At 75.7% G+C, this 16,785-nt stretch carries 17 protein-coding genes; 12 read left to right on the top strand and 5 right to left on the bottom strand.

Annotated features, from left to right (window positions below; genetic code table 11):
• Positions 1-102: 102 nt before the first annotated feature.
• Positions 103-966, bottom strand: coding sequence for an SCO6745 family protein (locus ACI8AD_RS23705; protein ID WP_456872986.1), 864 nt, complete (start codon positions 964-966; stop codon positions 103-105).
• A 76-nt stretch (positions 967-1,042) separates the two neighbouring features.
• Positions 1,043-1,570 (bottom strand): HNH endonuclease, encoded by a 528-nt coding sequence (locus ACI8AD_RS23700; RefSeq protein WP_089406121.1) that lies wholly within the window; start codon positions 1,568-1,570, stop codon positions 1,043-1,045.
• Between the two features lie 212 nt (positions 1,571-1,782).
• On the opposite strand from ACI8AD_RS23700, the gene ACI8AD_RS23695 reads away from it, so the two are divergent.
• The 6 genes from ACI8AD_RS23695 (at position 1,783) to ACI8AD_RS23670 (ending at position 10,046) form a co-directional block, all read left to right on the top strand.
• Positions 1,783-3,873 (top strand): prolyl oligopeptidase family serine peptidase, encoded by a 2,091-nt coding sequence (locus ACI8AD_RS23695; RefSeq protein WP_456872985.1) that lies wholly within the window; start codon positions 1,783-1,785, stop codon positions 3,871-3,873.
• Positions 3,874-3,944: 71 nt separating this feature from the next.
• Positions 3,945-4,970, top strand: coding sequence for a mechanosensitive ion channel family protein (locus ACI8AD_RS23690; protein WP_456872984.1), 1,026 nt, complete (start codon positions 3,945-3,947; stop codon positions 4,968-4,970).
• Positions 4,967-6,262: an MFS transporter gene (locus tag ACI8AD_RS23685; protein ID WP_456872983.1), complete on the top strand. Its 1,296-nt coding sequence runs from the start codon at positions 4,967-4,969 to the stop codon at positions 6,260-6,262. Before ACI8AD_RS23690 ends, ACI8AD_RS23685 begins: the two co-directional genes overlap by 4 nt.
• Positions 6,259-6,690 (top strand): globin, encoded by a 432-nt coding sequence (locus ACI8AD_RS23680; RefSeq protein WP_456872981.1) that lies wholly within the window; start codon positions 6,259-6,261, stop codon positions 6,688-6,690. Before ACI8AD_RS23685 ends, ACI8AD_RS23680 begins: the two co-directional genes overlap by 4 nt.
• Before the next feature lie 95 nt (positions 6,691-6,785).
• The gene (locus ACI8AD_RS23675) at positions 6,786-8,372 is read left to right on the top strand and encodes a glycoside hydrolase family 13 protein (RefSeq protein WP_456872980.1); all 1,587 of its coding nucleotides are present in this window, start codon (positions 6,786-6,788) and stop codon (positions 8,370-8,372) included.
• 159 nt (positions 8,373-8,531) lie between these two features.
• On the top strand, positions 8,532-10,046 hold the full coding sequence (locus tag ACI8AD_RS23670) for an ATP-binding cassette domain-containing protein (RefSeq protein WP_456872979.1): 1,515 nt from the start codon (positions 8,532-8,534) through the stop codon (positions 10,044-10,046).
• A gap of 50 nt (positions 10,047-10,096) precedes the next feature.
• Here the strand turns inward: ACI8AD_RS23670 and ACI8AD_RS23665 are convergent, their stop codons facing one another.
• A complete protein-coding gene (locus tag ACI8AD_RS23665) occupies positions 10,097-10,465 on the bottom strand; it encodes a hypothetical protein (RefSeq protein WP_456872978.1) in 369 nt (122 codons plus the stop codon).
• A 467-nt stretch (positions 10,466-10,932) separates the two neighbouring features.
• On the opposite strand from ACI8AD_RS23665, the gene ACI8AD_RS23660 reads away from it, so the two are divergent.
• From ACI8AD_RS23660 to ACI8AD_RS23640, 5 genes are read left to right on the top strand one after another with little or no spacing between them, the layout of a single operon-like run.
• A complete protein-coding gene (locus ACI8AD_RS23660) occupies positions 10,933-11,496 on the top strand; it encodes a biotin transporter BioY (RefSeq protein ID WP_456872977.1) in 564 nt (187 codons plus the stop codon).
• Entirely contained in the window at positions 11,493-12,233 is a 741-nt protein-coding gene (locus ACI8AD_RS23655) for an energy-coupling factor ABC transporter ATP-binding protein (RefSeq protein ID WP_456872976.1), read from the top strand. The genes ACI8AD_RS23660 and ACI8AD_RS23655 overlap by 4 nt, the downstream gene beginning before the upstream one ends.
• Positions 12,230-12,880 carry an energy-coupling factor transporter transmembrane component T family protein gene (locus tag ACI8AD_RS23650; RefSeq protein WP_456872975.1) on the top strand — a complete coding sequence of 217 codons (651 nt, stop codon included), beginning with the start codon at positions 12,230-12,232 and terminating at the stop codon, positions 12,878-12,880. Before ACI8AD_RS23655 ends, ACI8AD_RS23650 begins: the two co-directional genes overlap by 4 nt.
• A complete protein-coding gene (locus ACI8AD_RS23645) occupies positions 12,877-13,404 on the top strand; it encodes an MOSC domain-containing protein (protein ID WP_456872974.1) in 528 nt (175 codons plus the stop codon). Before ACI8AD_RS23650 ends, ACI8AD_RS23645 begins: the two co-directional genes overlap by 4 nt.
• Positions 13,405-13,456: 52 nt before the next feature.
• Positions 13,457-13,897 carry a YccF domain-containing protein gene (locus ACI8AD_RS23640; RefSeq protein ID WP_456872973.1) on the top strand — a complete coding sequence of 147 codons (441 nt, stop codon included), beginning with the start codon at positions 13,457-13,459 and terminating at the stop codon, positions 13,895-13,897.
• A 9-nt stretch (positions 13,898-13,906) separates the two neighbouring features.
• Here ACI8AD_RS23640 and ACI8AD_RS23635 read toward each other — a convergent pair whose 3' ends face one another.
• Positions 13,907-14,320, bottom strand: a complete 414-nt coding sequence (locus tag ACI8AD_RS23635; protein ID WP_456872972.1) for an acyl-CoA thioesterase — start codon at positions 14,318-14,320, stop codon at positions 13,907-13,909.
• A gap of 160 nt (positions 14,321-14,480) precedes the next feature.
• On the opposite strand from ACI8AD_RS23635, the gene ACI8AD_RS23630 reads away from it, so the two are divergent.
• Positions 14,481-14,909 (top strand): protein-tyrosine phosphatase family protein, encoded by a 429-nt coding sequence (locus ACI8AD_RS23630; RefSeq protein WP_456872971.1) that lies wholly within the window; start codon positions 14,481-14,483, stop codon positions 14,907-14,909.
• A gap of 116 nt (positions 14,910-15,025) precedes the next feature.
• Here ACI8AD_RS23630 and ettA read toward each other — a convergent pair whose 3' ends face one another.
• Positions 15,026-16,696 (bottom strand): energy-dependent translational throttle protein EttA, encoded by a 1,671-nt coding sequence (gene ettA, locus ACI8AD_RS23625; RefSeq protein ID WP_456872970.1) that lies wholly within the window; start codon positions 16,694-16,696, stop codon positions 15,026-15,028.
• Between the last annotated feature and the right edge of the window lie 89 nt (positions 16,697-16,785).

Genomic DNA, 16,785 nt, shown 5'->3' with positions numbered 1-16,785 from the left:
CCCCCCCCCCCCCCCCCCCCCCCCCCCCCCCCCCCCCCCCCCCCCCCCCCCCCCCCCCCCCCCCCCCCCCCCCCCCCCCCCCCCCCCCCCCCCCCCCCCGGGTCAGACGGCGTCGGGGGCGACGCCGATCGGGTTGCGGTCCGGGAACAGCCCCGCGGCGACGACGGCGCGGCGCACCGGGACGAGCAGCTCGGCGAGCCGGTCGCAGCCGGTGTCGCCGAGCGCGCGCCAGGGTCCGACGGCCAGGCGGTCGGTGTCGGCCTCGATCGCGGTGGTCATCGCCAGGCCCTCGGCGCTCAGCTCCGCGCCGTCGAGCCAGCCGCGGTCGGTGAGCCCGCGCGCGGCGGCGTCCCACGCGTCGTCGCCCCACCCGCGGGCGCGCTGCAACCACTCGCGGTCGACCCGGCCGGCCGCGGCCACGAGCACGTGCGCGGCCACGCCCGAGACCTCGCGCTGCAGCAGCGCGGCGTTGTGCCCGTCGCCGCGGTGCTCGCGCAGCGTCGTCACCGCCTGCCACAGCGCCAGGTGCGGCCGGTCGGGCCAGGGCAGGCCGGCGTTGGCCGCGGCGAGCGGGCGCCCGGGCAGGTCGACCGCCTCGGCGGCGTCCCGGGCCAGCGCCGCGGCCTCCGCCGCCTCGGCCGAGTCCGCCCACTCCCCCAGCACCCGGCGCACGACGGCGTCGACCGCGGCCAGCCGCGCCTCGAGGGCCGCCGCCGGGGTCACCGCCGACCACACGTCCGGCACCCGGCGGGCGACGAAGGCCGGGGCGAAGTTGTAGAAGGTCGCCGTCACGACCTCGGGTCCGACCGGCCCCAGCGGCGCCGCGCGCAGCGCGAAGTACGTCGCCCAGAAGCCGGTCAGGCCGGCCTCCTCGGCCGCCGAGCGCGTCTCGTCGGCGAAGTAGGTGACCGCGTGCAGCGGCTCGGCCAGCGCCCACAGCCGCCGTGCGGTCCCGGCCGAGGTCATCGTCCGTTCCGCTCAGCACGGCCCCGCTGCAGGGGCCCGCCGCGAGCTCGCGAGCGGTGGGGAGCAGCGGGGTCCCTCATGCCGAGACGCTCTCGGGGACGCCGAGCCACTCCCGCCAGCGGGGGTCCACCGTCCGCGCGCCGAGCAGCCGCCACGCCGCGCCGCTGGGCGTGCGGGGCGGGTTCGGCAGCTTCCAGCCGAGCTCGGCCAGGGAGCGGTCGGCCTTGGTGTGGTTGCACCGGCGGCAGGCGGCGACGACGTTGTCCCAGGTGTGCGTGCCACCTCGGCTGCGGGGCACCACGTGGTCGATGCTGGTCGCCGAGCTGCCGCAGTAGACGCAGGTCTGCCCGTCGCGGGTGAACACCGCCCGGCGCGACAGCGGCACCTGGGCCGGGTAGGGCACCCGCACGTACCGGGTCAGCCGGACGACGACGGGCACCGGCAGGCTCACCCGCTCGGCGTGGACGACCTCGGCGGCGGCGTCGACCGGCACCGCCTTGTCGGCCAGGACCAGCACGATCGCGCGGCGGCTGGAGACCACGCACAGCGGTTCGTAGGTGGCGTTGAGCAGCAGCGTGGCCGACGTCGTGCCGGACGAGGGCACGGGCAGCCGGGGGACGGGGACGGGGTCGCGTCGCGGACCTGGGTGGCCCACCGGCGACGACCCGGACGCGGAACGCGACACGGAGCACCTCCGACGCCCCGGACCGCCATACCAGGGCGGCCCGCAGGGCAGCACCATCCTGCCCTGACCAGGGCACCCTGCGCGCGCGGGAACCCGCGCTCCCCCGGACACCGGCCGTTACGGTCGTGCGGGTGCGCTACCCCGACGCCGAACGGCTCGACCTGGTCGAGGACCTGAACGGCCACCGCGTGGCCGACCCCTACCGCTGGCTGGAGGACCCCGACGACCCGCGGACGACGGCCTGGACGGCGGCCCAGGACGCGCTCGCGGCCGACGTCCTCGGCGCCCTGCCGCTGCGCCCGGCCTTCACCGCCCGCCTCGAGCAGCTCGTGCACGCCGGCGCCGTCGGCGTCCCGGTGCACCGCGGCGGCCGCGCGTTCTCCACCCGGCGCGACCCCGGCCAGGAGCACGCCGTCCTGCGGGTCCGCGAGCCCGACGGCACCGTGCGCGTGCTGGTCGACCCGGTGGCGCTCGACCCGTCGGGCACCACCACGCTCGACGCCTGGTCGCCGTCGTGGGAGGGCGACCGGCTGGCCTACCAGCTGTCCACCGGCGGCGACGAGGAGTCGCGGCTGTACGTCCTCGACGTCGCCACCGGCGAGCGGCTCGACGGCCCGGTCGACCGCTGCCGCTACTCCCCCGTCGCCTGGCTGCCCGGCGGGGAGGAGCTGTTCTACGTCCGCCGCCTCGCACCCGACCGGGTGCCCGCCGGCGAGGAGCAGTTCCACCGCCGGGTGTGGCGCCACCGGGTCGGCGCCGACCCCGACGGCGACGCCCTCGTGCACGGGGAGGGGCTGGACCCCACCAACTACTACGGCGTGCGCACCAGCGCCGACGGCCGCTGGCTGGTCGTCTCCGCGTCGGCCGGCACCGCCCCGCGCGACGACGTCTGGCTGGCCGACCTGGCGACGACTCCGGACGGCGAGACGCCGGCGCTGCGGGAGCTGCAGGCCGGCGTCGACGCGCAGACCGCCGCCTGGGTGGCCCGCGACGGGCGGCTGTGGCTGATGAGCGACCGCGGCACCCCGCGGTGGCGGCTGGCGGTCGCCGACCCCGCCGACCCGGCGACGTGGGCGCCGGAGGCGTGGCGCGACGTCGTCCCCGAGTCCGACGACGGCGTGCTCTCCGACGTCGCCCTCGTCGACGGCGCCGACGGGTCGCTGCAGGTGCTCGCCGTCCACTCCGTCGACGCCACCGACCGGCTCTCGGTCTGGGCCGGCGACGGCTCGGGCCGCCTCGGCGAGGTGACCGGACTCCCGCCGGGCAGCGTCTCGGGCGTGAGCGCGCCGCCGGAGGGCGGGACGACGGCGTGGGTCGGCTACACCGACTTCGCCACTCCGCCCTCGGTGCTGCGCTGGGAGGCCACCGCCCCGGACACCCTCACCCCGGACGAGCGCGCGCCGGTGGCCGGCGCGGTGCCGGACGTGACCGTGGTCGAGACGCACGCGACCTCCCGCGACGGGACGCCGGTGCACCTGTTCGTCGTCTCCCGGACGGGCAGCCCCGACGCCCCGCGCCCGACCGTGCTCTACGGCTACGGCGGGTTCAACGTCTCGCTCACCCCGGCCTACTCGGCGCAGGCGCTGGCCTGGGTCGCCGCCGGCGGTGTGTGGGCGGTGGCGAACCTGCGCGGCGGCTCCGAACACGGCGAGCAGTGGCACCGCGCCGGGATGCGCGAGCGCAAGCAGAACGTCTTCGACGACTTCGCCGCCGCCGGCGAGCACCTCGTCGCGCAGGGCTGGACGACGCACCGGCAGCTCGCGGTGATGGGCGGCTCCAACGGCGGCCTGCTCGTGGGCGCCACGCTCACCCAGCGGCCCGACCTCGCCGCGGGCGTCGTCTGCAGCGCGCCGCTGCTGGACATGGTCCGCTACGAGCGCTTCGGCCTGGGCCGGACCTGGAACGACGAGTACGGCACCGCCGACGACCCGGTGGAGCTCGGCTGGCTGCTGGGCTACTCGCCCTACCACGCGGTCCGCGAGGGCACCGCCTACCCGGCCGTGCTGTTCACGACCTTCGAGTCCGACACCCGCGTCGACCCGCTGCACGCCCGCAAGCTCGCCGCCGCGCTGCAGGCGGCCACGAGCGCCGGGGCGCCGGTGGTGCTGCGCCGCGAGACGTCGGTGGGGCACGGGGCCCGGGCGGTCAGCCGCACGGTGGGCCTGGCCGCCGACCAGCTCGCCTTCCTCGCCGCGGCCACCGGGCTCACGGCAGCGGAGTGACCGCATCGGAGTGACGGAACAGGCGCGCCGGGTCTCGGAGAACCGATACCGACCTGACACCATGGAGGGTGATGACTGCTCCACCCTCCGTAGTCGCCGCTGACGGCTTCCTCGCCGAGGCCGTCCCCGACTGCGTCTCGGACCCGACCACCCTCTGCGCGCGGGTGTACGAGCTCTCCGGCATCGACTGGCTGGCCGGCAACGCCGACGCGCTGATCGCCCGGCCGGCCCGGATCCTGCTGGTCCTGGTGCTCGCCGCGGTCGTGCGCCTCCTCGTGCACCGGGCGATCCGCCGGCTGACCGAGCGCACCGCGACCGGGTCGATGCCGACGATCCTGCGGCCGCTGCGCAACCGCGGCGGCGCCGGCGACGCCCTCGAGCCGGTCGCGGCCCGCCGCACCCAGCGGGCCGAGGCCATCGGCTCGGTGCTGCGCAGCTTCGCCTCCTTCGTGATCATGGGCATCGCCGTCGTGCTGGTGCTCGGCGAGCTGGGGATCAACCTGGCGCCGATCGTGGCCAGCGCGGGGGTCGTCGGCGTCGCGCTCGGCTTCGGCGCGCAGAACCTGATCAAGGACTTCATCGCCGGGATCGGGATCATCCTCGAGGACCAGTACGGCGTCGGCGACGTCGTCGACCTCGGCGAGGCCAGCGGGACCGTGGAGGCGGTGGGCCTGCGGATCACCCGGCTGCGCGACGTCAACGGCGTCGTCTGGTACGCCCGCAACGGCGAGATCCTGCGGGTCGGCAACAAGAGCCAGGGCTACGCGCAGGTGGTCATCGACATGCCGGTCGCGCACGACACCGACCTGGAGCGCTGCCGCACGGTGATGCAGGAGGTCGCCGACGAGATGTACGCCGAGGAGGAGTGGGCCGCGGTGCTGCTGGCCGAGCCCGAGTCCCTCGGCGTGGAGCAGATCCTGTCGGAGGGGGTCTTCATGCGCGTGCAGGTGCGCTCGACCAACGCCGACCAGTGGCGGGTCGGCCGGGAGCTGCGGATGCGGCTCAAGGAGCGGTTCGTGGCCGAGGGCATCCGGACGCCCCCGCCGCTGCTCGGCGCCGCCTCGGCCGCCGCGGCGGGCACGGCCGGCGTCCGATGAGCGGGGACGGGGCCCCCGGCACGGCGGAGGGCCGGCCCTCGTTCCGGGCGGTCTTCGCCGTGCGGGAGTTCCGGCCGCTGTTCGGCACCTACACGCTGTCGACGATCGGCGACGAGCTCGCCCGCGTGGCGCTGACCGTCCTCGTCTACCAGCGCACCGACTCGCCGCTGCTGTCGGCGTTCACCTTCGCGCTGAGCTTCCTGCCGTGGGCGCTGGGCGGGCCGGTGCTGGCCACCATCGCCGACCGGTTCCCGCGGCAGCGGGTGCTGGTCGTCAGCGACGTCCTGCGGGCCGGGCTGGTCGGGCTCATGGCGGTCCCCGGCACCCCGCTGCCGGTGCTGCTCCTCCTGCTGTTCGCCGTGTCGCTGTGCGCGCCGCCGTTCGAGTCGGCCCGCTCGGCGCTCACGGCCGACGTGCTGGAGGGCGAGCGGTACGCGGTCGCGACCTCGCTGACCAACGTCAGCCTGCAGGTGGCGCAGGTGGTCGGGTTCCTCGCCGCCGGCGCGCTGGTCACCGCGTTCGACCCGTCGGTGGTGCTGCTGCTCGACGCGGCGACCTTCGCCGTGTCGGCGCTGTGGCTGTCGGTCGGGCTGCAGCGCCGACCGGCGCCGATCGAGCCCAGCGACGAGCCGTCGTCGGTGTGGCGGGAGACCGGCGAGGGGCTGCGGCTGATCGGGCGCAGCCCCCGGCTGGTCGCGATCATCGCCCTGCTGTGGACCGGCACGCTGTTCGCCAACGCCGCCGAGGGCATCGCCGCGCCGCTCACCGACGACCTCGGCGAGGGCGCCGTCGCGCTCGGCGTGCTGCTGGCGGCCAACCCGCTGGGCGTGACCGTCGGCGGCCTCGTCGTCGCCCGGCTGCTCGGGACCGCCCGCAGCGAGCGGCTCATGCCCGTGCTCGTCGTGCTGTCCCTCGCGCCGGTGCTGCTCGCCGGGCTGGTGGCGCTGGCGGCCGGGCCCGGCCGGGCGGCGTACGTGCTCGTCGTCGCCCTGCTGTTCGTCGCCGGCCTCGGCGCCTCCTGGACGATCCCGCTCAACGTCGCCTTCGTGCAGGCGGTGCCGCCGGCGGTGCGCGGGCGGGCGTTCGGCGTCGCGGTCAGCGGCCTCTACGGCGTGCAGGGGCTGGGCGCGCTCGGCGCGGGGCTCGCCGCCGAGCGGGTGCCGGCCGCCGCCGTCGTCGCGATCGCCGGCGGTCTGGGCCTGGTCGCCGTCGTCCCGCCGCTGCTCGCGCTGGCCCGCACCCGACCCGCCGTGGCGGGCCGGCACCGGACTGCGGGACCATCGGTGTCATGAGCGAGGCGAGCCGGTCCCTGCCCTCGGCGCGGACCTTCTACGAGGAGGTCGGCGGCGAGCCGGTCTTCCGGCGGCTGGTCGCCCGCTTCTACGAGGGCGTCCGCGCCGACCCGGTGCTCGCGCCGCTGTACCCCCAGGACGACTGGGACGGCGCCGAGACCCGGCTGCGCGGCTTCCTCGAGCAGTACTGGGGCGGTCCGACGACGTACTCCCAGCAGCGCGGCCACCCGCGGCTGCGCATGCGCCACGCCCCCTTCGCCATCGGCCCGGCCGAGCGCGACGCGTGGCTGCGGCACATGCGCGACGCCGTCGACTCCCTCGAGCTGACCGCCGAGCAGGACGCCACGCTCTGGGGCTACCTGACGATGGCCGCCCGCAGCATGCAGAACCGCTGGCCCGACGACGCGCCCGGCCTGCTGCGCCCGTAAACGAAGGACCCCCTCGCCCCCCGCCACTCGCACGCTCGTGGCGGGCCCCTGCGAGGGGGCCGACAAACACCCCCTAGAGGAGCCCGGTGACCCCGGTGGACCCTGCCCTGCACCCGTTCCGACGCACCGATCCCGACTGGTGGCGCGACGCCGTCTTCTACCAGGTCTACGTCCGCAGCTTCGCCGACGGCAGCGGCGACGGCGTCGGTGACCTGGCCGGCATCCGCTCGCGCCTGCCGTACCTCGCCGAGCTCGGCGTCGACGCGCTGTGGATCACGCCGTTCTACCCCTCGCCGATGGCCGACCACGGCTACGACGTCGCCGACCCCCGCGACGTCGAGCCGGTCTTCGGCGACCTCCCCGGGTTCGACGCCCTGCTGGCCGACGCGCACGCCCTCGGCATCCGGGTGACCGTCGACCTGGTGCCCAACCACACCTCCGACCGGCACGCCTGGTTCCAGGCGGCGCTGGCCGCCGGCCCCGGCTCGCCCGAGCGGGCGCGCTACCTGTTCCGCGACGGCCGCGGGCCCGACGGCTCCGAGCCGCCGAACAACTGGCCCTCGGTCTTCGGCGGGCCGGCGTGGACGCGGGTACCCGACGGCCAGTGGTACCTGCACCTCTTCGCGCCCGAGCAGCCCGACCTGGACTTCACCCGTCCGGAGGTCGTCGCGGACCTCGAGACGACGATGCGGTTCTGGCTCGACCGCGGCGTCGACGGGTTCCGCATCGACGTCGGGCACGGCATGGCCAAGCCCGAGGGGCTGCCCGACATGGTCCCGATGGAGGACACCGGCCTGCTCGACGACCACGGGCCCGGTGACCTCCGGTTCGACCAGGAGGGCGTGCACGACGTGCACCGCCGGGTGCGGGCCGTGCTCGACGAGTACCCCGGCACCATGGCCGTCGGCGAGGTGTGGCTGAAGGACGACGACCGGCTCGCGCGCTACCTGCGGGCCGACGAGCTGCACCTGGCGTTCAACTTCAAGCTGCTGACCGCCGACTGGGACGTCGAGGACCTGCGCGACGCCGTCGTCCACTCCCTGGCCACCGTGGCGGCGACGCCGGCGCCGGCCTGCTGGGTGCTGTCCAACCACGACCGCCCGCGGCACGTGACCCGCTACGGCGGCGGCGAGGCCGGCACCCGGCGGGCGCGGGCGGCGGCGCTGCTGCAGCTGGCGCTGCCCGGCGCGGCCTACGTCTACAACGGCGACGAGCTCGGCATGCCCGACGTCGACCTGCCCGACGAGGCGCTGCAGGACCCGATCTGGGAGCGCTCGGGCCACACCGAGCGCGGCCGCGACGCCTGCCGGATCCCGGTGCCGTGGTCGGGCACCGAGCCGTCCTACGGCTTCTCCGCCCGGCCCGACACCTGGCTGCCGATGCCCGCGGGCTGGGGTCCGCTGACCGCCGAGGCGCAGGCCGCCGACCCGGCGTCGGTGCTCTCGCTGTACCGGGCGGCGCTGCGCCTGCGCCGGTCCTCGCCGCTGTTCGCCGGGGAGTCCCTCGAGTGGCTGCCGGCGCCGGAGGGCTGCCTGGCGTTCCGCCGCCCGGGCGGGCTGGTGTGCCTGGTCAACGCCTCCGCGCGCGCCGTGCCGCTGCCCGAGGGCGCGGTCCTGCTGGCCAGCGAGGACGTCTCCGGGGGCGTCGTGCCGGCCGACACGGCGGTCTGGCTGCACGCCTAGGGGAAGGACCTCCCTGCACCTCACCGGCCCTCCGCTCGGGGGGTCGGTGAGGTCGGCCACGGGTAGGATCGGTCCCGGTACCCAGCGTCGCGGGGACGCTGCCAGCACGGTCCCTCGGCCCTGGTCGCGGGACCCGGTCCGGGGGAGGCCCGCCCGCTCATGACGTTGCTGCAGGTCCAGGGACTGACCAAGTCCTACGGGGCCAGGCGGGTCCTGCGCGAGGTCTCCTTCGCCGTCGACGAGGGCGAGGTCGTCGGGCTCGTCGGCACCAACGGGGCGGGCAAGTCCACCCTCGGCGACATCGTCGCCGGCCTCACCCCGGCCGACGGCGGGTCGATGACGCTGCAGGGCTCCCCGTTCGCGCCGCTGTCCGCCGACGACGCCCGCCACCTCGGCGTCGGCGTCGTCGAGCAGCTCGTCCGGATCGACCCCGTCCTCACCGTCGCCCAGGCGGTGTTCCGCGGCACGCCCCAGGCGGCCCGCCCGCAGGCGGAGCTGCGCCGGCAGGCCCAGGTGCTGCTCGCCGAGGTCGCCCTCGACGTCGACCCCGACACCCTCGTCGGCGACCTGCCGCACTTCGTGCACGGGCTGGTGGAGACCGCCCGCGTGCTCGCCGAGGACACCCGGCTGGTCGTGCTCGACGAGGTGTCGGCCGCGCTGCTGCCCCTGGAGGTCTCGCGGCTGCACGCCGTCACCGGCCGGCTGAGCCGGCAGGGCCGCGGCGTGCTCTACATCAGCCACCGGCTGCCCGAGATGCTCGAGGTGGTCGACCGGGTGCTGGTCCTGCGCGAGGGCCGGATCGCCCTCGACAGCCCGAGCGCCGACCTCGACCCCGAGCGGCTGGCCGCCGAGACGGTCGGCGCGCCGGTGTCCCCGCCGGCGCCGCGGGTCGCGTCGGTGGTCCCGCCGGTGCCGCAGGACGACGCCCCCGCGCCCGTCGACGGCGAGGAGGTCGCCCTGCAGGTGCGCAACCTGCGGGTGCCCGGCCGGGTCGAGGGCGTCGACCTGGTGCTGCGCCGCGGCGAGGTGGTCGGGCTGACCGGGCACCGCGCCTCCGGCGTCACCGAGATCGCCGACGCGCTGTCCGGGGAGCTGCCCGCCGTCACCGACGAGCTGCTGCTGCACGGCGAGCCCCGGTCGCTGGGCGCGGCCGACGAGTGCCCGCTGCGGCTGCCGGCCTACCACCCCGACCAGGACGCCTACGGCGTCGACCCCGGGGAGACGATCGCCCGCACCCTCACCCGGCAGGCCTGGGGCGCGCTCACCGACATCCGCGAGGAGATCGCGACGCTGCGCGGGGTCATCCGCACGGTGCACCAGTTCGACGTGAAGACGCTGAGCATCCGCACCGTCTTCGGCGCGCTGTCCGGCGGCGACCAGCACAAGCTGGCGCTGGCCCGGTGGATGGCCTCGGCCCGCGACGTCGTCGTGCTGCACGAGCCCACCCGCGGCCTCGACGTCCGGGCCCGCGCCCAGGTGCGCCGGCTGCTCGACGAGGCCACCGCGCACGGGACGTCGGTCGTCGTCGTCTCCGTCGACCCCGACGAGCTGGCCGAGTGCTGCGACCGCGTCGGCATCGTCTCCGGCGGCCGGGTCGCGCGCTGGATCGACACCCGCGAGCTCGCCGTCGACGCCGTCCGCGACCGCATCGTCGAGGCCGCCACGGCCGCGTGACCGAGCACCCCACCGAGCGGTCCTGCGCTCGGTGGGGTGCCGGTCCCTCGTCAGACGGCGACGGTGCTCGCGACCGCGCGCAGCTTGTGCCGGGCGAGGGCGAGGTTCGCCGTCACGCGGTTGAGCGCCAGGTAGATGAACAGGCCCGAGTTGTTCTGGCCCTTGAGCACGTTGATCAGGTGGTACTGGTTCTGCAGCGTGATCAGGATGTCCTCGATCTCGTCCTTGAGCTCGAGGTCCTGGATGGTGCGCAGCTTGGCGCGCACCACGTTCGAGTTCCCGGCAGCCGCGACGTTCAGGTCGAACCCGGGCGTGCCGCCGCTCGCGAGGGCCATGCCGCTGTCGATGTCCACGATCGCGGCGCCGCTGGCGCCCTCGATCGCGAGCAGGTCGGCGATGATGTTGTCCAGCTGTGCCACGGGGAGGGCTCCTGTCGTCTCGATGGGAGGACGCAGCAGCGGGCTGCTGCGCGCCGGGTCGGGGGGTGACCCGGGTCGGCCGGAGGGACCGGACGTCTGTGTGTGCACGGGGCGCGGACCGGGCGCCGCCGGCCGGGACCCGTCGTCCGGGGCCCGGGCGCGGGGCTCCGTGGGCCGTTCACGTGGTGTGGTGCGTCCCCACGTCCACAGCGACGCCCACCACCCGGTTGCCATGCCTGTCGTTCCGCCTTCGCCGAGGGGCTCAGGACCCCAGACAACACGGGTCCCCGGAGCCCGGCAAACCGGCCGGCGTTCCTGCAGGTGAGCGCGCCGACACTGTCGGCGACCGTCTCCGGGGTCCCCCGTCCGGTCGACGACCTGCCCGGCCCGCCGCTCCGGCGCCGTCCTCCGGTACCTTCCGCCGAGACCGCGCGGGCCGCCGCCCGCTGCCTCTCGGAGGAGACACCGTGAAGACCCGGGACCTCGCCTACGTCGCCCTCTTCGCCGCGATCATCGCGGTGCTGGGCACACTGCCGGCCATCCCCGTCGGCCCGGTGCCGATCACCGCGCAGACGCTCGGCGTGATGCTCGCCGGCGCCGTCCTGGGCGCCCGCCGCGGCTCCCTCGCCGTCCTGCTGTTCCTGGTCCTGGTGGCCGTCGGGCTGCCGCTGCTGTCCAGCGGCGCGGGCGGCCTCGCCCCCTTCGCCGGCCCGACGGCGGGCTACCTGTTCAGCTGGCCGGTGGCCGCGTTCGTGATCGGCTGGCTGACCGAGCGCACCTGGGACCGGTACAACGTCCTGGTCGGCACGGTGGTCAACGTCGTCGGCGGCATCGTGGTGGTCTACGCGATCGGGGTCCCCGTGCTCAAGGCCGTCGTCGGGCTGCCGTGGGCCGAGGCGTTCTGGTCCGGCGCCGCGGTCTTCATCCCGGGCGACCTGTTCAAGGCCTTCGTCGCCGCGGCCGTCGCCGACGTCGTCCGGCGCAGCTACCCGGTCATCGAGCGTCCCCGGCGGGCCGCCGGCGCCCGGTGAGATTCCGCCGTCCCGGGGCGGCGCCGCCGGGCGACGACGTCGCCGACCCCGCGCGCGGCATCGAGCTGCGCGGCGTGGGGCACCGGTACGGGGACCGGGTGGTGCTCGACGGCCTCGACCTGACGCTCACCGAGCGGCGCGTCGGCGTGATCGGCGCCAACGGCTCGGGCAAGAGCACGTTCGCCCGGCTGCTCAACGGCCTGGTCGTGCCGAGCGAGGGCCGGGTGCTCGTCGACGGACTGGACACCCGCACCCAGGTGCGCGCCGTGCGCCGCCGGGTCGGGTTCGTGTTCCAGGACCCCGACGCGCAGATCGTGCACCCGACGGTGGCCGAGGACGTCGCCTACGGGCTGGAGAACCAGGGCGTCCCGCCCGACGAGCGCGCCGCCCGCACCGCCGAGGCGCTGCAGCGCCACGGCCTGGCCGGGCACGCCGACCACCCGGCCCACCTGCTCTCCGGCGGGCAGAAGCAGCTGCTGGCCATCGCCGGCGTGCTGGTCATGCGCCCGGCCCGCATCGTGTTCGACGAGCCGACCACCCTGCTGGACCTGGTCAACGCCCGCCGCGTGGCCGAGCTGATCGCCGGGCTCGAGCAGCAGGTGGTCGTGGTCACCCACCAGCTGGACCTGCTCGACGACTTCGACCGCGTGCTGGTCGTCGACGGCGGCCGGGTCGTCGAGGACGCCGCCCCGGGCCCGGCCGTGGCCGCCTACCGCGCGCTGATGGCGGTCCGGTGACCCTCACCCTCTACGTCCCCGGAGCCGGTCTGGTGCACCGGCTCCCGGCCGGGGCCAAGCTGCTGGCCCTGGTCGTGCTCGCCGTGGCGCTGTTCGCCCTGCCCTCGGTGACGGCGGCCGCCGCCGCGCTGGCGGGCGTGGTCGCCGTCGGGCTGCTGGTGGCCCGGCTGCCGGCGGCCGTGCTGGCCCGGCAGGCGCGTGCGGTCGTGTGGTGGCTCCTGGCGCTGCTGGTGGTCCACGCGGTGACCACGGACCTGCGCACCGGCACCCACGTCGCGCTGCGCCTGCTCACGCTGGTGCTCGCCGCGGCCGTGGTGACCGCGACGACGCGGGTGAGCGAGATGGTCCGGGTGGTCGAGCGGCTGTGCGCCCCGCTGCGGCTGGTCGGCGTCCGGCCGGCGCGGGTCGGGCTGGCCATCGCCATGGCGCTGCGGTTCATCCCCGTGCTCGTCGAGCGCGCCGACCGGATCCGGGCCGCCCAGGCCGCGCGCGGCGGCACGGCGCGCGGGGTCCGCGCCCTGCGGACGACGGTGGCACCGCTGCTGGTGCAGGTGCTGCAGATGGCCCACGACGTCAGCGAGGCGCTCGACGCCCGCGGTGCCGACGACGACCCGTCCCCTCGCCGCCGCTCCCCGGAGGTCCCGTGACCGGCACGCTGACCGAGATCTGGCTGACGCCGACGGCGGCCGCGCCGATGCGGCGGGTGACCTCCGCGCGGCTGGTGGCCGGCCGGGGGCTCGAGGGCGACCGCTACGCCCTCGGCGGCGGCACGTGCGCGCAGGACCCGGACCTGGAGAAGCAGCTGACGCTCATCGACGCCGCCGACGTCGCCGCGGTCGCCGCCGAGGTGGGCGCCCCCCTGACGCCTGGGGACACCCGCCGCAACCTGGTCACCACCGGCATCGAGCTCCCGTCGCTGGTCGGCCGCTGGTTCGCCGTGGGGGACGCGCTGCTCTTCGGCGCCAAGCGCTGCCCGCCGTGCACCCACCTCGAGCGGCTGACCGGCGTGCGGCTGGTCAAGGCGATGGTGCACCGCGGCGGGGTCAACGCGGGGGTGTTCACCGGCGCGGAGGTCGCCGAGGGCGCCGTCGTCCGGCTGGTGCCGGAGGAGGAGGCGGCCGAGCGCGGGATGCCCACCGGCGCCGAGCGGCCGGTGCCGCGGGTCGTGTGACGGGCCGGCAGCCTCCGCGGAACCTCCGCGCCGCGCGGCCCGTGGTACCGGTGTGGACACCCTCCGGACACTGCTGAACCTGGTCTGGCTCGTCCTGCACGGCTGGGTGCTGGCGCTGGCCTACGCCCTCGCCGGCGCCATCGCCTGCCTGCTGGTCGTCACCATCCCCTTCGGCATCGCCGCGTTCCGGCTCGCCGGGTTCGTGGTGTGGCCCTTCGGGCGGACGACGGTGCGGGCGCCGGGCGCCGGGGTGGCCTCGGCGGTGGGCAACCTGCTGTGGTTCCTCGTCGCCGGGTGGTGGCTGGCGCTGCTGCACGTCGTCGCCGGGATCGCGTTCTGCCTGACGGTCATCGGCATCCCCTTCGGCGTCGCGTCCTTCAAGCTCGCCGCCGTCGGGCTGTTCCCGCTGGGCAAGCGGGTGGTCGAGACCGCGCCGCCGCGCGACTGGATGCACGCGGGCAGCTCCGTCGCCTACGCCGCCCCGGTCCGCTGACCCCGGGCGTCACTCCCCCGGCTCGTCGGCCCAGCGCTCGAGGAACTCCTTCTCGTCCGCGCTGAGCCGGCGCGGGCGGTTGATGGTGAAGTCGAAGGGCACCAGCAGCGTGCTGCCGGTGACGGCGAGCCGCTCGTGGTCGAAGACCTCGTAGTGGCACGTGAACGAGGCCGCCCGCACGTCCGACACCCACAGCTGGACGTCGAGCGGGCGGGCCGAGTAGACGACCGGGAGCTTGTAGCGGATCTCGTGCGCGGCGACGACGGTGCCGCGGCGCAGCCCGGTGCGCTCCTCCAGGGAGGCGCGCTCGAAGAACAGCGCCACGCGGGCCATCTCGAAGTACTGCAGGTGGACGACGTTGTTCACGTGGCCGTAGGCGTCCATGTCCGACCAGCGCATCGGGACCTGCACCGTGTACCGCACGGTGCGACACCCTGCCGCACCGCCGCTGACGACGTCGACCGCGCCTGGTTCGCCCGCGCTGTGTGCACACACCGCGCCGCAGAGCACCTTCCCGCCGCGGTGCGTGCACATCCGGTGCTCGGGGCGCCGGGGGAGCGCGCACCGCCCTACCGTCCTGGGCGTGGACGGGTGGGACGACGGTGCTGCGGGCGTCGTCGTGCTGCCCTCGGGTCGCCGGGTGCGCGGTCGCGGCCTGCGCGCACCACTCCCCGCCGGGCCGCTGCCGTCCTTCGGCGTCCACCTGCTGGGGCGGCCCCCGGCGGACCCCGGCTGGGAGGTCCGCTGGGTGCGCTGGCCGGACTTCCGGCTGCCCGCCGACCCCGACGCGTTGCGCGCGGCGCTGGTCGAGGCGTGGGAGCGGTCGGCGGGTGAGCGGGTGGAGGTCGCCTGCGGCGGCGGGACGGGGCGGACCGGGACGGCGCTGGCGTGCCTGGCCGTCCTCGACGGCGTGCCGGCGGGCGAGGCCGTGGCGTTCGTCCGCCGCGTGTACCGGCCGCGCGCGGTCGAGACGCGCCGCCAGGCCCGCTTCGTCGTCGCCTTCGGCGGCTGAGACGCCACCGGCCGGCCGGAGCGGGTGCTCCGGCCGGCCAGGCGACGTACTGGAACGGCCCCGCTGCAGGGGCCCGCGCCGAGCGTCAGCGAGGCGTGGGGGGCAGCGGGGTCCTTCTAGTCGCGGGTGAGCTTGCGGTAGGTGGCCCGGTGCGGACGCGCCGCCTCGGGGCCGAGCCGCTGCACCTTGTTCTTCTCGTAGTCGGCGAAGTTGCCCTCGAACCAGAACCACTTCGAGTCGCCCTCGTAGGCGAGGATGTGGGTGGCCACGCGGTCGAGGAACCACCGGTCGTGGCTGACGACCACGGCGCAGCCGGGGAACTCCAGCAGCGCCGACTCGAGGCTGGTGAGCGTCTCGACGTCGAGGTCGTTGGTGGGCTCGTCGAGCAGCAGCAGGTTGCCGCCCTGCTTGAGGGTGAGCGCCAGGTTCAGCCGGTTGCGCTCACCGCCGGACAGCACGCCGGCCGGCTTCTGCTGGTCGGGGCCCTTGAACCCGAACGCCGCGACGTAGGCCCGCGAGGGCATCTCGACGTTGCCGACCTTGATGTGGTCCAGGCCGTCGGAGACGACCTCCCACAGCGTCTTCTTGGGGTCGATGCCGCTGCGGGTCTGCTCGACGTAGGAGATCTTGACCGTCTCGCCGACCTTGATCTCGCCGTCGTCGGGCTTCTCCTCGCCGACGAGCATCTTGAACAGCGTGGTCTTGCCCGCGCCGTTGGGGCCGACGACGCCGACGATGCCGTTGCGCGGCAGCGTGAAGGACAGGTCGTCGATGAGGATCCGGTCGCCGAAGCCCTTGGTGAGGTCCTGGCTCTCGACGACGACGTTGCCCAGCCGCGGGCCCGGCGGGATCTGGATCTCCTCGAAGTCCAGCTTGCGGTACTTGTCGGCCTCCGCGGCCATCTCCTCGTAGCGGGCGAGGCGGGCCTTGCTCTTCGCCTGCCGCGCCTTCGCGCCGGAGCGCACCCACTCCAGTTCCTCGGCCAGCCGCTTCTGCCGCTTGGCGTCCTTGGCGCCCTCGACCTTGAGGCGGGTGGCCTTGGTCTCCAGGTAGGTGGAGTAGTTGCCCTCGTAGGGGTAGGCCCGGCCGCGGTCGAGCTCGAGGATCCACTGGGCGACGTTGTCGAGGAAGTACCGGTCGTGGGTGACGGCGACGACGGTGCCGGCGTACTTCTCCAGGTGCTGCTCGAGCCAGGCCACGCTCTCGGCGTCGAGGTGGTTGGTGGGCTCGTCGAGCAGCAGCAGGTCCGGCGCCTCGAGCAGCAGCTTGCACAGCGCCACGCGGCGGCGCTCACCGCCGGAGAGGACGGTGACGTCCGCGTCGCCCGGCGGGCAGCGCAGGGCGTCCATCGCCTGCTCGATGCGGGCGTCGAGCTCCCAGCCGTCGTGCTGCTCGATGACCTCCATGAGCTCGCCCTGCTCGGCCAGCAGCGCGTCGAAGTCGGCGTCGGGCTCGCCCATCGCCGCGCTGACCTCCTCGAAGCGGGTCAGAGCGTCGCGCAGCGGCTTGACCGCCTCCTCGACGTTGCCGCGCACGTCGAGCTCCTCGTTGAGCGGCGGCTCCTGCTGGAGCATGCCGACCGTGGCGTCCGGGGCGAGGACGGTGTCGCCGTTCGACGCCGTCTCGAGGCCGGCCATGATCCTCAGGACGGTCGACTTGCCGGCGCCGTTGGGCCCGACCACGCCGATCTTGGCGCCGGGCAGGAAGGACAGGGTGACGTCGTCCAGGATCACCTTGTCGCCGTGCGCCTTGCGGGCACGGACCATGGAGTAGATGTACTGAGCCACTGGGCGTTCGGGCCTTCCGTCGGTGCGGTGTCGATGCCTGCGTCGATCCGCAGGAGGGGGGGGGGGGGGGGGGGGCCCCCCGGGCCCCC

It is taken from the genome of Geodermatophilus sp. SYSU D00766, assembly GCF_054049915.1.
The sequence above is the reverse complement of the archived record's forward strand: the minus strand, read 5'-3'. Positions and strand labels throughout refer to the sequence as shown.